General features: G+C 64.1%; 14 protein-coding genes. 7 read left to right on the forward strand and 7 right to left on the reverse strand.

Annotation, left to right across the window (positions count from 1 at the left end; all coding sequences use genetic code 11):
* Nucleotides 1-2 precede the first annotated feature (2 nt).
* The 3 genes from U0029_RS10345 to U0029_RS10355 form a co-directional block, all read right to left on the reverse strand.
* A complete protein-coding gene (locus U0029_RS10345) occupies nt 3-1,058 on the reverse strand; it encodes an RNA methyltransferase (RefSeq protein WP_114852618.1) in 1,056 nt (351 codons plus the stop codon).
* A gap of 126 nt (nt 1,059-1,184) precedes the next feature.
* Entirely contained in the window at nt 1,185-2,687 is a 1,503-nt protein-coding gene (locus tag U0029_RS10350; RefSeq protein WP_012417216.1) for a M81 family metallopeptidase, read from the reverse strand.
* 15 nt (nt 2,688-2,702) lie between these two features.
* Nucleotides 2,703-3,998 carry an MFS transporter gene (locus tag U0029_RS10355; protein WP_012417215.1) on the reverse strand — a complete coding sequence of 432 codons (1,296 nt, stop codon included), beginning with the start codon at nt 3,996-3,998 and terminating at the stop codon, nt 2,703-2,705.
* A 190-nt stretch (nt 3,999-4,188) separates the two neighbouring features.
* Here U0029_RS10355 and U0029_RS10360 point away from each other — a divergent pair, with 190 nt between their 5' ends.
* Both U0029_RS10360 and U0029_RS10365 read left to right on the forward strand, forming a co-directional pair.
* Nucleotides 4,189-5,124 (forward strand): LysR family transcriptional regulator, encoded by a 936-nt coding sequence (locus tag U0029_RS10360; protein ID WP_039052060.1) that lies wholly within the window; start codon nt 4,189-4,191, stop codon nt 5,122-5,124.
* Between the two features lie 269 nt (nt 5,125-5,393).
* Entirely contained in the window at nt 5,394-5,861 is a 468-nt protein-coding gene (locus U0029_RS10365) for a MarR family winged helix-turn-helix transcriptional regulator (RefSeq protein WP_012417213.1), read from the forward strand.
* A 38-nt stretch (nt 5,862-5,899) separates the two neighbouring features.
* Here U0029_RS10365 and U0029_RS10370 read toward each other — a convergent pair whose 3' ends face one another.
* The 4 genes from U0029_RS10370 to U0029_RS10385 form a co-directional block, all read right to left on the reverse strand.
* Entirely contained in the window at nt 5,900-7,216 is a 1,317-nt protein-coding gene (locus U0029_RS10370) for an MFS transporter (RefSeq protein ID WP_012417212.1), read from the reverse strand.
* Nucleotides 7,217-7,276: 60 nt separating this feature from the next.
* Nucleotides 7,277-10,072, reverse strand: coding sequence for a cytochrome c (locus tag U0029_RS10375; protein ID WP_114852619.1), 2,796 nt, complete (start codon nt 10,070-10,072; stop codon nt 7,277-7,279).
* Nucleotides 10,069-10,590 (reverse strand): (2Fe-2S)-binding protein, encoded by a 522-nt coding sequence (locus U0029_RS10380; RefSeq protein ID WP_012417210.1) that lies wholly within the window; start codon nt 10,588-10,590, stop codon nt 10,069-10,071. Before U0029_RS10380 ends, U0029_RS10375 begins: the two co-directional genes overlap by 4 nt.
* Before the next feature lie 87 nt (nt 10,591-10,677).
* Nucleotides 10,678-11,835 carry an FAD-dependent monooxygenase gene (locus U0029_RS10385; protein WP_039052052.1) on the reverse strand — a complete coding sequence of 386 codons (1,158 nt, stop codon included), beginning with the start codon at nt 11,833-11,835 and terminating at the stop codon, nt 10,678-10,680.
* A gap of 305 nt (nt 11,836-12,140) precedes the next feature.
* Between U0029_RS10385 and U0029_RS10390 the strand changes: the two genes are divergently transcribed.
* The 5 genes from U0029_RS10390 to U0029_RS10410 are packed head-to-tail and all read left to right on the forward strand — an operon-like array spanning nt 12,141 to nt 17,843.
* Nucleotides 12,141-12,914, forward strand: a complete 774-nt coding sequence (locus U0029_RS10390; protein ID WP_012417208.1) for a maleate cis-trans isomerase family protein — start codon at nt 12,141-12,143, stop codon at nt 12,912-12,914.
* Complete coding sequence (locus U0029_RS10395; RefSeq protein WP_012417207.1) at nt 12,914-13,735, forward strand: alpha/beta fold hydrolase; 822 nt, start codon at nt 12,914-12,916, stop codon at nt 13,733-13,735. Before U0029_RS10390 ends, U0029_RS10395 begins: the two co-directional genes overlap by 1 nt.
* Nucleotides 13,736-13,770: 35 nt before the next feature.
* The gene (locus tag U0029_RS10400) at nt 13,771-14,844 is read left to right on the forward strand and encodes a hypothetical protein (RefSeq protein WP_012417206.1); all 1,074 of its coding nucleotides are present in this window, start codon (nt 13,771-13,773) and stop codon (nt 14,842-14,844) included.
* Nucleotides 14,841-15,527, forward strand: a complete 687-nt coding sequence (locus tag U0029_RS10405; RefSeq protein WP_114852620.1) for an isochorismatase family protein — start codon at nt 14,841-14,843, stop codon at nt 15,525-15,527. Before U0029_RS10400 ends, U0029_RS10405 begins: the two co-directional genes overlap by 4 nt.
* 42 nt (nt 15,528-15,569) lie before the next feature.
* Nucleotides 15,570-17,843 (forward strand): xanthine dehydrogenase family protein molybdopterin-binding subunit, encoded by a 2,274-nt coding sequence (locus U0029_RS10410; protein WP_115600715.1) that lies wholly within the window; start codon nt 15,570-15,572, stop codon nt 17,841-17,843.
* Nucleotides 17,844-17,887 lie beyond the last annotated feature (44 nt).

Genomic DNA, 17,887 nt, shown 5'->3' on the forward strand with positions numbered 1-17,887 from the left:
CCTCAGGCCTGAACGGCTTGAGGCCTGGGCGCGCGGCGCAGCGTCACCACCTGGTCGGCGCCCGTCGCGCGGGCGCGCAGTTGGCCGCAACCGCCATCGACATCCTGCCCTGCGCTATTGCGCACTTTGACCAAGACACCCCGGCTGTGCACGTAGCGGACAATTTCGCGGATACGCTCCAGGTCGGGACGTTGATAGTCATCCCCCTCCAGACTATTGAAGGGGATGACATTGAGCACGCCATATTTGCCCTTGAGCAGACGCAACACCGCGTCGAGCTCGTCGTTGCCGTCATTAACGCCCTTGAGCAGCGTCCATTGATACTGGATGGGATAGCCGATGTGGCGGGCATACCGCTCACCTAGCTCCACCAATTCGTCGGGTGCGATACTGGGCGCGCGCGGCAACAATCGCGCGCGCAGCTCGGCCTTGGTGGTATGCAGCGACAAAGCCAGCGCTGGCTTGACGCGCTGTTGCGGCAGCGCTTCGAATACGCGCCGGTCGCCTACGGTCGAGAATACCAGGTTCTTGTGACCGATATTGCCTTCGGTGCCCAGCAGATTGATGGCTTCGAGCACGTTCTCCAGGTTGTGGGCGGGTTCGCCCATGCCCATGAACACGACTTTCTTCACCGCACGCCGGCGCCGCGCCAGCACGACCTGGGCAAGTATCTCCATGCTTGTGACCTGACGGATCAGGCCGCTCTTGCCCGTCATGCAAAAGCGGCAGCCGACCGCGCAACCGACCTGGGTGGACACGCAAAGCCCATCTCGCGGCAGCAGCACGCTCTCCACCATCTGCCCGTCGGCCAGCGCCACCAAGAGGCGCGAGCCATCGCTGCCCGCATGCTCGGAATGAACGCGGGCCAGGCCATCGAGTTCGGCCGTCAACGCCGGCAGCGCCTCGCGCAAGGCCAACGGCAAAAAATGCTCGGAATGCCGCCTCCGGGTGCCCGTGTCGAGCGCCTGCCCGTTCAGCCACACACGGGCGATGCGGCCTCGATGGACGGGCTGGGCGCCAAAGGCGGCGAGGCGGAGGTCAAAGTCTGAGAAGCACATGGGGAGCGGATTTTACTCCGGCGCCGGCAAAGCGCTTTGGCGCCACAGCCGCCGGGCCATGTCGTGCCGGCGGCGCAAGCCATGGCCAGATGGCCATGGCGCGGCATCCCGCCCGGACGCGCGGCGCTACTTAGCCGGCTCGAAGGCCGGACCTAAGGGACGGGTGCGCATGCCCGGGGCCAGCGCAGTCCAGGGCAGATCGGCCGGATCAGCCTGCATGGGGCCGGGCGCCTTGGCAATCAGCACGGCCTGCGCAATGGGCTGAAAGTCCGCGCGGAAATGCACCGAGCTTTTCACCACCAGAATGGCCAAATCCTCGGGATTGAGGCCGCCCAGACGGATCAGGTTGCGGTCCAGGGTCTGGGCCTTGTTGCTGCTGACCACCACCGACACGCCGCCATGACGCAGGCGCACCGTCGGGCCGACATCCGCGTCCATGCCATGCATCATCGGACCCTCAAAGCGCGTTTTACCATCGCTGACATGTTCCACCACAAAGGTGTTTTCATAGGGCGCATCGCCAGCCGCCCCCGATTGCCCGCCGATACGCAAACGCAGGGTCTTGCCCAGTCCGGCCGCCAAGGCCTGCCGCACCGCATCGGGATCGCACATGAGGCCGATGGCGGCGTTTTGCGCATCGGCATCGATCAAGGCGCGCAACATCCCGGTGGTGTTGGCGTCGCCCCCCGCGCCAGGATTGTCCTGCGTGTCGGCAATAATGACGGGGCGGCTCGCGCCCGCCGCCAGGTGCTGCGCCTCGCGCACGGCTTGCTCTGGCGCCAAGAACTCAGGCGACCACTGCGGCTCCAGCGCGGCAATACGGCGGGCCAAGGTTTGCACTGCCTGCTCGACGGCGTCGCGGTCCGGCCCATGGGCCCACACGACCGGCCCGCACTCCGGGAAATCGGCCGCAGGAAAGCCTGGCGCATACGACAGACTGTCGAGCCCAGCCGTCTTCGCTTCCAGCTCTCCCAGCTCCGCATACACGCTCTGCGCGGGTTCCAGCAGCGTGCACATGCCATTGATCGGGATCAGAAAAGGCAGGCGACGCACGGCCGTGTGCCAATGCTTGCCCGCGGCGATACGCGCTTGCAGCAAGGCCGCCGCGCGAGCGCCGATCTCGGCCATATCCACATGCGGATAGGTGCGAAACGCCACCAGCGCGCAAGCCTGATCCAGCATGGCCTGGGTCACATTGGCGTGCAGATCCAGGCTCGCCACAATGGGGGTGTCCGGGCCCACGGCCGCGCGCACGCGGCGCAGAATCTCACCTTCGCCGTCGTCATAATCTTCGGTGACCATGGCGCCATGCAGGTCGAGATAGACTGCGTCATAGCGGCCCTCACGAGCTGCCGCCTCGATCTCGCCGGTGATGCGCTCGAAGGCCTGGCGCGTCACATGCGCCGAGGGGCTGGCGCCTGCCCAGATGACCGGGCGCACCGTATGCCCCTCGGACAGCACGGCGTTCAGAAAGCCCCCCGCCGGGATATTGACCTCGCGCAGCGCGAGCAGATCCTCGCCCCGCACTAGCGCAGGAAAGCCTTCCCCACGAACAAAGTTTTCGTAGTCGGCCTTGGAAGGCGCGAAGGTATTGGTTTCGTGCTGAAAACCGGCAACCAGAATATGCATGATGGGCTCCTTGAATCAGCGGCCAGTCTGCCCGGCCTGCGGCAAGCGGGTGGTAATGAGCAGCAGGCCGCCCACAATCAAGAGGCCGGCAATCAGATACAGGCCGCTGGAGAGCGAACCGGTCATCTTTTGCGACCAGCCTATGAGCGAAGGGCTCAGAAAGCCGCCCAGCAAACCGATACTGTTGATGAGCGCGATGCCGCCTGCGGCCGCCTCGCCGCTCAAGACTTGGGAAGGAATGGCCCAGAACACGGTGTACGACGCCCACATCAGCGCGGTGGCCAGCGTGATGGCAATGAGCGAGGGCCAGAAATCGGTGGACAGGACAGTGGCCACGCACAGCGCCAAACCTGCAAAGAGCGCGGGCACGACCGTATGCCAGCGGCGCTCTTTGCGGCGATCCGAACTGCGCGCAACAAGTATCATCGCAAACATGGCCACGAGGTAGGGCGGCGCGGAATACCAGCCAATCGCGCGCAGATCCGTGATGCCGGCAATCTTGAGCAGGGTCGGCAACCAGAAGCTGACGGCGTAGATACCGCAGATCAGACAGAAATAGGTCAGCGCCAGGCGATAGACCGTGGGGTTGCGCAGCACGGCCCGAAAATGCTGCGGCGCTGCGCTGCGCCGCGCCAGGTCAGACGCCAGCAAAGCCTTCTCTTCCTGGCTGAGCCATTTGGCCTGTTCAGGCCGGTCTGTCATGGTGAAGTAGGCAATAACACCCAGCGCCACGCAAGGCAGACCTTCCAGCAGAAACATCCATTGCCAGCCCGCCAGTCCATGATCGCCATTGAAAGCGCTCATAATCCAGGTGGACACGGGCCCGCCGAACATGCCGCCGATCGGGCCGGCCAGCATAACCACGGCCATGACGCCCGCCATGCGCGACTGCGAGTACCAATAAGTCAGGTAAAAAATCATGCCCGGCGCGAAACCCGCCTCGAACACCCCCAGCAGAAAGCGCAAGGCATAGAACGAGTATTCATCGCGGGCAAACAACATGGCGGCCGAGGTCAGGCCCCACAGCACCATGATGCGGCTGATGGTGCGGCGCGCGCCGATGCGGTTGAGCAGCAGATTGCTCGGCACTTCGAACAGCACATAACCCAAAAAGAAAATACCCGCGCCCAGACCATAGGCAGCATCCGACAGCCCGATATCGGTCTGCATCTGTAACTTGGCAAAGCCGATGTTCACGCGATCCAGATAAGCAAACACATAGCACAGCAGCAAAAAAGGCAGCAGACGCCAGGTGATCTTGTCATAAAGCGGTTTAAGCCGGGGGTCCGGCAAGCTGTTCGTCAAAGCCATGAATCAATTTCCCCGCGGGCACGGAAGGCCCGCTTTTTCCAGGTCGTTCGTTATCAAGCCGGCAGGCGGCCGGCCGGCGCGTAATCAGGCCAACATTATTGGTAGAGGGCTTATGACGAACAAGCACCGCACTGCTACAGTACCGTTGCCCTACAGGCAACAGTACTTGGAATTTGTGCGCGGAGAAGTTGTGCAAGATATCAATCAAGCGCGTTTGCGCTATTTCTACGAGGTGGTGCGTTGCGGCTCGGTGCGCGCTGCCGCCGACAAGCTGGATACTGCCGCCTCGGTCATCAGCAGGCAAATCCGCCTGTTGGAACAAGAGCTGGACGTCACCCTGTTCGAGCGGCGCGGCCGAGGCCTGGCCCCGACTGAAGCGGCCAGCATGGTGCTGGACTATCACCAGGGCTGCCAGGCCCAACACGAACATCTGGCCGCCAGGCTGGAAGCCCTGCGCGGCATGCGTAGCGGCCACGTGAAAATCGTGATCAGCGAAGGCTTCATCGACACCCTGATGGAACAGGTGATCGGCCCCTTCTGCCGCCGTCACCCGCTCATCCAACTCGATGTGGAAACCGCCTCGGTCAACGAAGTGGTCGAACTCGTCGCCAGCGATGCCGCGCATCTGGGGCTGGCCTTTAACCCGCCCGTCGATCCGCGCGTGCGCTGCCGCCTGGCGGCCGTGCATCCCGTGCAATTGCTGGCCGCCCCTAACCATGCGTTAGCACGGCAAGGCGGGCCGATCACCCTGCAAGCGATGCTGGCCTATCCCTACGCCTTGATGTCAGCCCCCTATGGGCTGCGCCGCATCATCGATGTCGTCGAGCTGACCGAACGCATCCACCTCACCCCCAGCCTGACGACCAATTCGCTGCGGGTGCTCAAACAATATGTGGAAAGCGGCGCTGGCGTGACCTTGATGCCCGCGCTGGGCGCCCACCGCGAGCTGGCCGAAGGCAGCCTCGTCGGGCGGGCGGTCGAGCATCCGGCGCTGACCGGCACGCAATGCCAAATGCTGGTGCGAACCGGGCGCCCCCTATCAGACGCCGCCCTGGAAATCCTGCGCCAGATCGCCAACCACCTGCCGGTGTTTCGGGGCGAAGCGGCTCCCGGTGTGCCTGCCTGAGTCTCGGGTCAATACCGCTTGCCGCCCGGCCTGGTCGGTGACACAGAAGAGCGCATCGCCGTCCTCATCCGGGGAAAGCCATCACCCGGCGCTCCGACCTCAAGAGGCCTAGCTGCTTGCGCGGCGCAGTCGTCAAAAACGCCATGCCGGCGCGACCTCACAGTAAAATAGCACCACCCCCGGTATGCGTGAAAACTACTGGCAGGCGCAACTCACAAACAATGCGCGCAAGCGGCGCGCTAAGAAAAAGCGGAGTATGGGACAGGCTTATGCGCAATAAAAAAGACAAGCGTCGGTCCGACGCAGATGGCTATTTGTTCTCCCATCAAATCGGTCATTTGCTACGGCGCGTCTATCAGCGGCATACGGCGCTTTTTCAGCAATACATCCCGGACTCTCAACTCACGGCCGCGCAATTCGTCGTGCTGTGTTCCGTGCGGGACAACGGCGCGAGCTCACTGGCGGATCTGGTCAAAACCACCGTCATCGACCAAGCGACGGTGCGCGGCGTGGTAGACCGCTTGAAGCAACGCGGCCTGGTGCAGGTGGACCACGACCCCGTCGACCGCCGCAAAGTGGTGATCAATCTCACAACGGTGGGCCAGGCGCTGGTCCAGGAGATGGAGCCCTTCGCCGAGCAGATCACCGAAAGCACCTACGGAAATCTGAACCCCGCGGAACGTCTGGCGCTGGATTTTCTGCTGACCAAAATGCTGCAAAGCGACGAACCGGCTTGATGCCGGTTCGTCGCCCTCATGAAAGACTAGCGATCAACTCAATCGAGTGCGCGGTCTTTTGATTCCACATCCACCGACCAGATGCACGCGGCGCCAGCCACGAGCATGGCGGACAGCACCACCAGCGAGAAAGTGAAGTGGGTGCTCATGATGGGCGCGATGATGGCGGGTGCGAAAAGGCCGCCAAAGCGCGCCACGGCCCCTGCCATGCCCATGCCGCTGGCGCGCAGATCGGTCGGGTAGACCTCTGGCGTGAAGGCATACAGCGCGCCCCAGGTGCCCAAGAGCGAAAAGCTCATCAACAGGGTCGAACCCACCACCACGACGGGCGAGGTACCCAGGCTATACAACAGGCAGCCCACCGCGCTCAACAGCAGGAAACCGACCAGCGTGGGCTTGCGGCCCCAGCGCTCGACGCCATAGGCCGACAAAGCGAAACCCGGCAATTGCACCAAGGCCAGCACCACCAGGAACTCCTGGCCGCGCATAAAGGCAAAGCCTTCGGAACTGAGCTTGACGGGCAGGTAGACAAACACGCCGTAGTAGGCAATGGAGATCAGCGCCCAGGCGAGAAACAGCCCGATGCTGCGACGCCGGAAGCTGGAAGAGAACAGCGCAAACAGGGATTTATGCACGGGCGTTTCGGGTTGCAGCTCGGGCACGACCACGTCGCGGCGATTGACCCGAGCCACGCGTTCGAGGACTTTACGCGCCTGATCCGATTTGCCATTGCGGTTCAAATACATCGGCGATTCGGGGATGTAAAAGCGCAGCACCACACCGACCAGCGCGGGCAAGCCGGTCACGAAGAAGATGACACGCCAGGCATCATTACCCCACGAGACCGCAGCCAGGGCCAGCAAGGCCAGGAGAATCGTGCCAACGGCCCAGAACGATTCCAGCAGCACCAGCCAGCGGCCACGGCGCGCACTCGGCAGGAACTCGGCCATCATGGTGTAGTCCACCGGCAAGGTGCCGCCCACGCCGATACCCGTCAGGAAACGCAGAAACAGCAGCCAGGCGAATTCGGGCGCGAAAGCCGAAGCCACGCCAGCGCAGGCGTCGATGACGACGGCCATCATCAGCACCGGCCGTCGTCCGATGCGATCCGCCATCCGCCCAAAGGCGAAAGCGCCGATCAACATGCCCACAAAGAACAGCGTGCCCGTCTGTAGGGCCTGCGGCACGGTGATGCCGAAGGTTTTGGCGATCGATGGCGCGCTAAAGCCGATCGACAGCACCTGCATAGCATCCGCCATCCAGACCAGGCCGAAAATCACGAATAGCCGGTACTGAAACTTGCCGACGCCCGCCACCTGAATGGCTTTGTCCACTGAAACCAATGAAGCTGACATGAATGAAAAACCCCTTGTTGTGATCCACACTGACTACTGTGCGCGTTATGTGCGCGTCTTTTAGTTGGTATGCGCCGGAGCGCGCAGCCTGCTAATTGTGTTGCCGGGGTCCGGCCAGGGAGGCTCCCCCGGCGCGTGACGTTCCCGTAAATAACTCATCAGATCCGCGATCTGCCCATCGTTAAGACTGTCTTTAAATCCCGGCATATAGCCCAGCGCCTCATCGGCGGGCGTCTGGATGCCATGAAGAATGATTTGAATCAGGTTGTCGGGCGTAGCGGCATGCACATTGGTATTCAGGCTCAGGCGAGGCTTGACGCCGAAGAGCGTCGGGCCGCTGTCGGATTCATGGCAGGCCGCGCAGGCATTCTGATAAATACGCTCCCCGCGCTCGTTGCGTGCCTGCAAAGATTGCACGGTCAGCGGCAGCGCGACGGGCGTGGCGGCTTGCGCTTGAATCTGGGGCTTGGGCGCCGCGCCCGGCAAGTCCAGCAGATAAGTCGAAATGGCCAGCAGATCGCTGTCGGGCAGCGCTGACAGGCCATGTATCACCGGGGCCATCGGCCCGGCGGCCACACCGCTGCTTGGCGAATAGCCGGAGCGCAGATAGTGGAACAGCGACTCGCGGCTCCAGCCGCCTGCCTCCAACTGATTCAGCGCGGGCGCGGTCCAGCCTTCGGCCTCGCCCCCCGCTAGATAATGCAGGCCAGTTTTTTCCGCGCCAAAACGGTTGCGCGGCGAATGACAGGCCGCACAATGACCCGCCCCTTCGACCAGATAGGCGCCGCGCAACCATTGCGCGCTGCGCGAGGGGTCGGGCGTGAACGGCTTTGGGTCATGGAACAAAGCATTCCAGCCCGCCAGCAGGGGACGCATATTGAAAGGAAAGGCCAGCGCCGTCTTGGGCGGCTCGGCCCGCTCAGCAGGCTGCGACATCAGATAGCCATATAGCGCCTGCATATCGCCGTCGCTCAGTTTAGCGAAGGCCGTATAAGGAAAAGCCGGATACAGTTGCCGCCCATCTTGATGCACCCCTTGGCGCATGGCGCGCTCGAAGGCCGCATACGACCAGCGGCCGATACCCGTATCCTTATCAGGGGTGATGTTGGTGCTATAGACCCGCCCAAAAGGCGTTTCCAACGCCAGTCCGCCAGCATTGTCCTTGCCGCCGGGCGCAGTGTGGCAAACCACACAGTCTCCCGCCGCCGCCACCAGACGGCCGCGCTCGATCGCCGCAGCCGAATACAAGGAGACATCCGGCCCTTCCGTCAACGGCAGCGCCGGTTTCACGGGCCAGACTGCCGCCGCCATGCCGGCCAACCCGGCCATGCCGGCAAACAGCCATTTCCAGCGGCGCGGGCCGCGCTCGCGGCCGGCCAGCGCCAGACGCAGTGGCTCGGTATCAAAAGGCGCCGCACGCAGGCGCACCCCCGTGGCGTCATGGATGGCATTGGCGATGGCCGCCGCCGCGGGCAGCGTGACCACGCCGTCCATCGCCAGCGCACCATGCTTGAGCTCAAGCGCCGGATCGCGCGTGGCCAGTTCTGCGGCGCTGCCCTGCGCGGGGCTAGTCTCGGCGGCGACACCCCAGTCATCAAAAGCAGGCGGCCCGGCCAGCAATTGGCGTGCATTGGCCAAGAGCCTTGGGTTCTGGTGTTCGATCTCGGCCTGGGCGGCGGCGTGCAAATGCTGGCTATCGTGGCCCGCGACGACGCGCGTCACCTCCACCTGGCCCGTTTGGGCCTGCACCGTCACCTCGGCAACCCAGGCACTCCAGGTGGTGCGGGCGATCCCGGCCTCATCCACGGACTCCACCTGCGCGGTCGCGAAGCCTCTGCCTCGCAGCAGGCCCGGCGCGGCGTCATCCGCTTGTTGTCCGGCCCTTTCGATCACTTGCCGGGCAAGATCCTTAGCCCGCCCTTCAGGCAGGTGTTGCAGCCGCCAGGCCACGGGGTCCTCGCCCTGGGCCAGCGCCTGCTCATGCCACAGGCTTTCCTGAGCGAACACTTGCGCGGCATTCAGGTCTTGAATACTGGCGCGCGGTGCGATGACCGTCTGTTTGCGCGCCACTAAGGGAATATCGCCGCATACGGTGGCTTGCGCCGAAGCGCAGGCCTGAGCAGGCTGGCTCAATAGCCGCGCCAGACTCGGACGCATCGCCCAGGGCCCTTGCGCATGCAACACGCTGGCCGCTGGCGCGGCGGGCATCACCTTGCCGGGCAAGACCTCGGCTGCACCGGCCTGCGCAGGCCGCAGCACGAGTTCGGCGGCTGCCTGAGCCTGGCAAGGCACGCAGACGGGCCGGCCGGTCGATTGCGACAGCAGCGCCGCCTCGGCGGCGGCATCCATCAAATCCAGTAGCTGACCCTTGGCGGGCGCGCCGTCATTGATCAGCGCCACGCCAATCGCCGTATCGGCCTGCTGCAACAACACAGCCAGCTCGCAGCGCACAGCCGCCTGCACATCGGGCGCGCAGGCCGGCAGCCACACACTGGTATGGCCGTTCAGACTCCAGACGATGACTCGCGCCCCCGTCTGTGTCAGGGGCAGGCGCAAATGGTAAGCCGCGGCATCGGCCTGCACGTCGGCTTGTGCGCCCCCATCGCGCGGCGCCTGCCAAACCGCCGCCAGGTCCCCGGCGGCCTGCCGGGCATACAAAGGCGTGACGGCAACCACGCCCGCGAAGTTCGCATGCCGTACCACCGCCACCACACCGGCCTGGCTGCGGACTTCGTCCAGACGCAGGGTGGACAACAGACTGCCTTGATAGCGCACGCCGTCCCATGCCACGACGGGCGGGCGCAATGCGAGACCATGCAGCAGATCGGAAGGCGCAAGCGCCGGCAAACCGCTCATCGCCTTGCCTCGTCCGCAGATTGCGCCCCTGTCTCGGCGCGCAACTGCACCGCTCGCAGCGCAGCCTGCATGATCTCGACATGGGTGCCGCAACGGCAAAGATTGTGATGTAGCTCGTTACGCAGCATGTGTTCGGTGGGACGAGGATTGCGGCGCAACAGCGCTTCGACCGTCATGATCATGCCATTCAGGCAATAACCGCATTGCGCGGCCTGACACTCGATAAAGGCCTGCTGTGTAGGCCCGGGCGCCTGCCGCCTGCCCAGACCTTCCAGCGTGGTTACCGCCCTGCCCTGCGCGGCTTTGACCGGAATCACACAGGAGCGCGCCGCCACGCCATCGATCAGCACGGTGCAGGCGCCGCACTCTCCCAGGCCGCAGCCATACTTGGGGCCATTGAGCTCCAGATCGTTGCGCAGCACATGCAGCAAGGCCGTATCGGCCGAAGCCGGTACGTCATGCGTGCATCCATTGACCATCAGCCGGATGGCGCTAGCGGTAGAAAGGGAAGATGCCATAAGACGCAGTTGCAGTGGAAAGGTTGCAAGGGTGCCGCCAGCCAGACTTGTGAGCAAGCCCATAAAAACCCGGCTGGCAGACAGCCATCAGGCCACTGCTCCGACTTTAGGGTCCACCAGCGGTTCGTTGAACACGTCATAGCCGAAGCACCAGGAAGGATCTTCATTGGTGCGCAGCCAGGTGTTGTCATGCGAGATGCGCTGCACCTTGCTGGCGCGCTCGGCCCGGTTGGCCTCGTAGAGGGCGAAAGCCAACTCATGCCGGTCCAGGCCGACTTCTTTGAAGCAACGCGCCAGCATGGCGCCGTCCTCGATGGCCATTGCCGCGCCCTGGGCCATATGGGGTTTCATGGGATGGCAGGCGTCACCCAGCAACACCATGCGTCCGCGGCTCCACAGCGGCAGGGGATCACGTTCCAGCAAAGACCACTTGGTGACTTCAACCGTGCCGTCGATCAGGGCCTGTACCGTGGGATGCCAGCCGCTGAAGGTCTCGCGCATTTCCTCTTTGCTGCTGGGCAGCCAGCGGTCGTTCAGATCCCAGTGCTCAACGGGCACGCCGGTCACGTAATAGATTTCGTCGGCCTTGCCCGTCACGAAATAGACCATCATGTGGCGGTCATCGCTCCACCATTTGACGCAGGAGTCAAAGGGCAGCATGCCGCTTTTGATTTGCGGCGTGGGGAACACGGCGCGGTGCGCCAGATAGCCGGCGTACTTGGGCAGCTCGGGCCCGAGCAGGGCTTCACGAATGCGCGAGTTCACCCCATCGGCGCCGATCACGATGTCGGCCTCCTCGGAGGTGCCGTCGGCGAAATGCATCACCACGACATCCCCCCTATCCTCCACGTCAACCAGCGATTTGCCGTAAGCGATCGTCTCTTTGGGTAAGGCATCGATCAACAAGGCGTGGAAATCGCCCCGGTGCACGGTGAGATAGGAGGCGCCGTAGTTCTTGACGGCATAGTCGCCCAAGGGGATCTGCGCCAGGATGTCGCCCGTCTGCCAATGACGGCTATACCAGTAGTCGGGGTGCGAGCCCTGCGCGTTCAGGGCGTCTTCGATGCCAATGCGCCGCAGCACCTTCATGACATTGGGGCCCACATGAATGCCCGCCCCAAGCCGCGAGAAGGTCTGCGCCTGCTCATAGACACGGACATTCAGACCCTCTTTGAGCAACAGCGCCGCAGTTGCGGCGCCGCCAAGACCGGCGCCAACAATGGCGATACGAGGGGATTTGGACACGGAGCTTCTCCTTGCTGGATAGAAATGAGGGGGATGCGCGAGAGACCGGATATCGAACTGGCGGCCCAGAGGCCAGACACACCAAAATTACAAAGTACACACTTTATTTTTTTGGCATCGCAGCTTTCAATTCGACCTCAAACAAAACGAAAATATTGAAAATAGCGCAAGATTTTCAGTCCATTAGGTGAAAACCACTAGAAAAAACGGACTGGCTATCTGCCTCGCTGTTTGTAAGAATAGAGCGTAGACGCTCATTTTGAGAATTTATCGAAAACCCTAGCTTCACTGCTCGAGGCAAGCCAATGACCAAGCATTTCCGTATCGGCCAGATCGTTCCCAGCTCCAACACAACCATGGAAACCGAGGTGCCCGCCATGCTGCGCGCGCACTCGGTGTTGCGGCCCGACGATCAATTCACTTTCCATTCCAGCCGCATGCGCATGAAGAAAGTGCAGAAGGAAGAACTAGCGGCGATGGACGCCGAAAGCGATCGTTGCGCGCAGGAACTCAGCGATGCACAGGTCGATGTGCTGGGTTACGCCTGCCTAGTCGCCATCATGGCGATGGGCCGCGGCTACCATCGCAAATCGCAAGAGCGCCTGACCCAGCGCACTGCCGAGAACGGCGCCACCGCACCTGTCATCACCAGCGCCGGCGCCCTGGTCGATGCCTTGCACATCATGGGCGCCAAGAAAATCGCCCTGGTCGCGCCCTACATGATCCCGCTGACCGAGCTGGTCATGGACTACATCAGCGCCGAAGGCTTTGAGATCGTCGATTGGCGCGCATTGCAAATCCCCGACAATCTCGAAGTGGGCCGCCACGATCCCGCCAAACTGCCCGGCATCGTCGCCGGCATGAACGTGGCCGACGCCGACGTCATCGTGCTGTCGGCCTGCGTGCAAATGCCCTCGCTGGCGGCCGTGGCCCAGGTCGAAGCCGAAACCGGTAAGCCGGTGCTCACCGCCTCCATCGCCACCACTTACGCCATTCTCAAGTCGCTCGGCCTGGACCCCGTCGTACCCGGTGCGGGAGCCCTGCTGTCCGGTGCCTACCCTTACTCCCGGAGCGCATGATGAGCAGCCACTTTCTTTACGGCGGCCATGTCCACGCCAATGGCATCCGCCAACACTATCTGCGTTACGGCGGCGCCATGCGCAGCGAGCGGCCGGCCGTCATCGTCATACCTGGCATCACCAGCCCGGCCGTCACCTGGGGTTTTGTAGGCGAACGTCTGGGCCGCCATTTCGACACCTATGTGCTGGATGTGCGCGGGCGCGGCCTGTCGGCCAGCGGCCCCGACCTGGACTATGGCCTGGATGCCCAGGCCGCCGATGTCATCGCCTTCGCGCAGGCCCTGGGGCTCAGGCGCTACGCACTGGCCGGCCATTCAATGGGCGGGCGCATCGCCGTGCGTGCGGCCAGCGCCCAGCCGCAAGGGCTGGAGCGCCTGGTCGTCATCGACCCGCCCGTATCCGGACCGGGCCGCCGCGCCTATCCCGCCAAGCTGCCCTGGTATGTGGACTCGATCCGCCAGGCCACCCATGGCATGAATGCCGAGGACATGCGGGCCTTCTGCCCCACCTGGACAGAAGAGCAGCGTCAACTGCGCGCTCAATGGTTGCACACCTGCTATGAGCCCGCCATCGTGCAGAGTTTCGAAGACTTCGGGCGCGACGACATTCACGCCAATCTGCCCGACCTGCGCCTGCCCTTGCTGCTGATGACTGCCGAACGCGGCGATGTCGTGCGCGAGGAGGATGTGGCCGAATGGCAAAGACTAGCCCCGCAAACCCAGCATGTGCGGGTAAGCAACGCCGGTCACATGATCCCCTGGGATAACGAAGCCGGCTTTTACGCCGCCTTTGGCGACTTCCTCGGCCATACGCTGGACTGAGGCCCGCCCTTCTACCGACTCCATGAGGAAACCCCATGTCCGTTAGCGATATCGATCTGATAAAGGCCTGGAAGCAGGTACTCACGCTCTCGCGTCTCGAAGCCGGCCAGACCGTCACCGTGTTGACCGGCGCCGACACGCACCCGCAAACCCTGCGCTGCGCCATCGCCGCCGCCACCGACATGGGCGCTCGCACCAACCGCCTGGACCTGCCGCCGGTCAACGCCGAAAAGTCGATCAGCCGTGATGCGCTGGCCTATCTAGGCACCACGCCGCTGACCGGCAACCCGGCCGCGATTGCGGCCCTCAAAGCCAGCGATCTGGTGCTAGACCTGATGACGCTGCTGTTCTCGCCCGAACAGCACGAGATTCTTCAAACCGGCACCAAGATTCTGCTGGCCATCGAACCGCCGGAAGTGCTGTGCCGCCTGGTGCCCACCGAAGCGGATCGCAGCCGCGTGCAAGCCGCCGCCCGCCATATCGCGGCGGCGCGCCAGATGCACATCACCTCGGCGGCAGGCACAGACCTGCGCTGCCAGTTGGGCGAATTTCCGGCCATCTCCGAATATGGCTTCGTGGATGAACCGGGCCGCTGGGACCATTGGCCCAGCGGTTTCGTGCTGACCTGGCCCAATGAAGGGCAAAGCCAGGGCCGCGTCATTCTCGACCGCGGCGACATCCTGCTCCCCCTGAAAGAGTATGTCAGCGACCCGATCGAGCTCATCATCGAACAAGGTTATGTGACCCGCATCAATGGCGGTTTGCAGGCCGACATTCTGAAGGACTACATGGCCGCCTACGAAGACCCGGAAGCCTATGCGGTATCGCATGTCGGCTGGGGCCTGCAGCCGCGCGCGCAGTGGTCGATGCTGGCGCACTACGACAAAGAAGCCCATATCGGCATGGACGCGCGCGCCTTCGAGGGCAATTTCCTGTGGTCCATGGGCCCCAACAATGAAGCGGGCGGCGCCCGCACCACGGCCTGCCATATCGATATTCCCATGCGCCGATGCAGCGTCACCCTGGATGACCAGGCCATGGTCATCGACGGCATTGTGCAAGACGAACCCGGGCTGGCTTATGCCGCCCGCCGCAAGGACCGCAAATGAACGCCTCCACCCAAATCCTTCCCACCCCCGGCACGGCCGGCGATGTATCCGCCTACGCACGGCAGGGTTTCGGCACGCCGCTGCCGCTCAAAGCCCCTTTCGGGCTACTCATCATCGACTTTGTCAATGGCTTCGCAGACCCTGCCGTGCTAGGCGGCGGCAACATTGCCCCCGCCATCGCACAAACCCGTCATCTGCTGGCGCACGCCCGCGAGCGCGGCTGGCCCGTGGCGCACAGCCGCATCGTGTTCTCGGATGACGACGCCGATAGCAATATCTTCTGCATCAAAGTGCCCGCCATGCTGGCGCTCAAAGAGCACAGCTACAACAGCGCCATCGTGCCCGAGCTGAGCCCGGCCACGGGCGAATATGTCGTGCGCAAAAGCACCCCCTCCGCCTTCTTCGGCACCATGCTGGCCCCCTGGCTGGCGCAACGGGGCGTGCAAACGCTGCTGGTGGCAGGATGCGTGACCAGCGGCTGCGTGCGAGCCAGCGTGGTCGACGCCATGCAGGCGGGCTTTCGGCCGCTGGTTGTCTCGGACTGCTGCGGCGACCGAGCTATCGGCCCGCACGATGCCAACCTCTTCGATATGGCGCAGAAGTACGCCGCCGTCATGCCCTTGGCGCAGGCGCTGGCCGACACCAAGGCCATCACGGATAGCCCGCTGTCCCCCGCCCCCTGAGCGCGGCATAATTTCAGGTCAGCCCCGAACACCCATCGCCCCATGACTCTGCCTCAGCCTCTCGCGCTGGCGGGCGTGCTGCTCGCCCACCCTAGCGCCCTGCTCGTCGTGCGCCAGCCGACCGCCCCCCCACGCCCGGCGCCCGGACAGCCGGGCGTGTCCACCGATTATGTTCAGGCAAGCCCGGAACTCTTCGTGGCGCTGATTCAGGACCCGGATACCCACTGGCGCGTACTGGCCTTCAATGGCCATGTGGATCTGGGCACGGGCATCCGCACCGCGCTCGCGCAGATCGTGGCTGAAGAACTCGACGTGCCGCTGTCCCGCCTCGAAATGGTGCTCGGCCATACCAATGCCGCGCCCAATCAGGGGCCCACCATTGCCAGCGCCAGCATCCAGATCTCAGCCATTCCCCTGCGCCGCGCCGCCGCGCAGGCGCGCGAGCACCTGATGGCGCTGGCCGCCGCGCAATGGAATCTGCCGCGCGAAGCCCTACGGGTGTGTGACGGCGTCATTCGCCCGGCCGACAGCCAGGATAGGCGGACCCTCGGCTACGGGCAGTTGCTGCAAGGCCGGCACACCCGCCTGACTCTGGCGCCGCCCGACCAGGAGGTAGGCCTGAAGCCCGCCGCCGAATACCGCATCGTGGGCCAGAACATCGCCCGCGTGGATATTCCTGCCAAAGCGACCGGCGAACTCAGTTTCGTGCACGATGTGCGGATACCCGGCATGCGCCACGGGCGGGTCATCCGCCCGCCCCACCCAGGGCGAGACGGCGGGTCGTTCATTGGCCAAAGCCTGGCCGAATTAGATCGCGCATCGGTAGCCCATCTGCCGGGCAATGTGCAGGTCGTGGCGCAGGGCGATTTCATCGGTGTCGTGGCCGACAGGGAGGAGCAGGCCATCGCCGCGATGCGCGCCCTGAAGATACGCTGGAAACCCATCCCGCCCGCCCCGCGCCTGGACAATCTGGCCCAGGCCCTGCGCGCCCAGCCGGCCCGCCCCCGGACCCTGCTTGAAGAAGGCGATGTCCCGGCCGTCTGCGCCCAGGCCGCGACGCATCTGCGCCGCAGCTATGTCTGGCCCTATCAAATGCATGCCTCCATCGGCCCCTCATGCGCCGTGGCGGATTTCCGCGACGGGCGGCTCACCGTCTGGACCGGCTCACAGAATCCGCACATGCTGCGCACGGATCTGGATCGCCTGCTGAAGCTGGGCGAAGACCGCATCGAACTGGTGCGGCTGGAGGCCGCGGGCTGTTATGGCCGCAACTGCGCCGACGATGTCTGCGCCGATGCCGCCCTGCTCTCGATCGCCGTCGGCGCACCGGTGCGCGTCCAGCTCACCCGCGAGCAGGAACACCAATGGGAACCCAAGGGCACGGGGCAATTGATGGACGTGGGCGCCGCCATCAGCGCCGAGGGCGAGCTGCTCGCCTACGACTTCGCGGTGCGCTATCCCTCGAATGACGCCCCGCTGCTGGCCCTGCTCCTGACTGGAGCCATTCCCGCCGAACCGCGCACCCTCGAAATGGGCGACCGCACGTCCGTCCCGCCTTATCGCTACCAGAACCGCCGCATCGTCTGCCACGACCTCGCGCCGCTGGTGCGCGCCTCTTGGCTGCGCGGCGTATCGGCCCTGCCCAACTCCTTTGCCCATGATTGCATGATCGATGAGCTGGCTCACGCGGCGGGCGCCGACCCAGTGGCCTACCGCATACGCCACCTGGACGATAGCCGCGCCATCGACCTCATCGAAGCCACCGCAGAACGAGCGCAATGGCGCGCTGGCACGCAGGGCAGCCGTGGCCGCCCGAGCGCCGACGGCCTGCTGCTCGGGCGTGGCGTCGCCTATGCGCGTTACGTGCACAGCAAGTTTCCCGGCTTTGGCGCGGCATGGGCCGCCTGGGTTATCGACCTGAGCGTCGACCCTGTCAGCGGGCGCATCCGGGTGCAAAGCATCGTCGTGGGCCAGGACACCGGCATGATGGTCAACCCGGACGGCGTGCGCCACCAGATCCACGGCAACATCAACCAGACACTGAGCCGCAGCCTGCTGGAAAAAGTCACTTTCGACAGCCAGGGCGTGACCAGCCGCGAATGGGGCGGCTACCCCATCATCGGCTTTAAAGACCTGCCGCCCATCGACGTGCTGCTGATGCCGCGCCAGGACCAGGCGCCGATGGGCGCGGGAGAATCCGCTTCCGTGCCAGGCCCCGCCGCCATCGCCAACGCCCTGTTCGACGCCACCGGCAAGCGCTTCTATGAAGCGCCTTTCACGCCCGACGCAGTACGAGCGGCCTTGACGCATGCCTGAAACCTAAAGGACGAAAACGGTCCATAGGAAAGCAGGGCTGCAGC

Origin of the sequence: Bordetella avium (genome assembly GCF_034424645.1) — a bacterium.
Lineage (GTDB): Bacteria > Pseudomonadota > Gammaproteobacteria > Burkholderiales > Burkholderiaceae_B > Bordetella > Bordetella avium.

Coding starts and splice junctions, on each gene's coding strand:
- U0029_RS10355 (WP_012417215.1), bottom strand. CDS start 3,998: ATGGCTTTGACGAACAGCTTGCCGGACCCCCGGCTTAAACCGCTTTAT.
- U0029_RS10395 (WP_012417207.1), top strand. CDS start 12,914: ATGAGCAGCCACTTTCTTTACGGCGGCCATGTCCACGCCAATGGCATC.
- U0029_RS10375 (WP_114852619.1), bottom strand. CDS start 10,072: ATGAGCGGTTTGCCGGCGCTTGCGCCTTCCGATCTGCTGCATGGTCTC.
- U0029_RS10345 (WP_114852618.1), bottom strand. CDS start 1,058: ATGTGCTTCTCAGACTTTGACCTCCGCCTCGCCGCCTTTGGCGCCCAG.
- U0029_RS10390 (WP_012417208.1), top strand. CDS start 12,141: ATGACCAAGCATTTCCGTATCGGCCAGATCGTTCCCAGCTCCAACACA.
- U0029_RS10380 (WP_012417210.1), bottom strand. CDS start 10,590: ATGGCATCTTCCCTTTCTACCGCTAGCGCCATCCGGCTGATGGTCAAT.
- U0029_RS10405 (WP_114852620.1), top strand. CDS start 14,841: ATGAACGCCTCCACCCAAATCCTTCCCACCCCCGGCACGGCCGGCGAT.
- U0029_RS10370 (WP_012417212.1), bottom strand. CDS start 7,216: ATGTCAGCTTCATTGGTTTCAGTGGACAAAGCCATTCAGGTGGCGGGC.
- U0029_RS10400 (WP_012417206.1), top strand. CDS start 13,771: ATGTCCGTTAGCGATATCGATCTGATAAAGGCCTGGAAGCAGGTACTC.
- U0029_RS10410 (WP_115600715.1), top strand. CDS start 15,570: ATGACTCTGCCTCAGCCTCTCGCGCTGGCGGGCGTGCTGCTCGCCCAC.
- U0029_RS10350 (WP_012417216.1), bottom strand. CDS start 2,687: ATGCATATTCTGGTTGCCGGTTTTCAGCACGAAACCAATACCTTCGCG.
- U0029_RS10365 (WP_012417213.1), top strand. CDS start 5,394: ATGCGCAATAAAAAAGACAAGCGTCGGTCCGACGCAGATGGCTATTTG.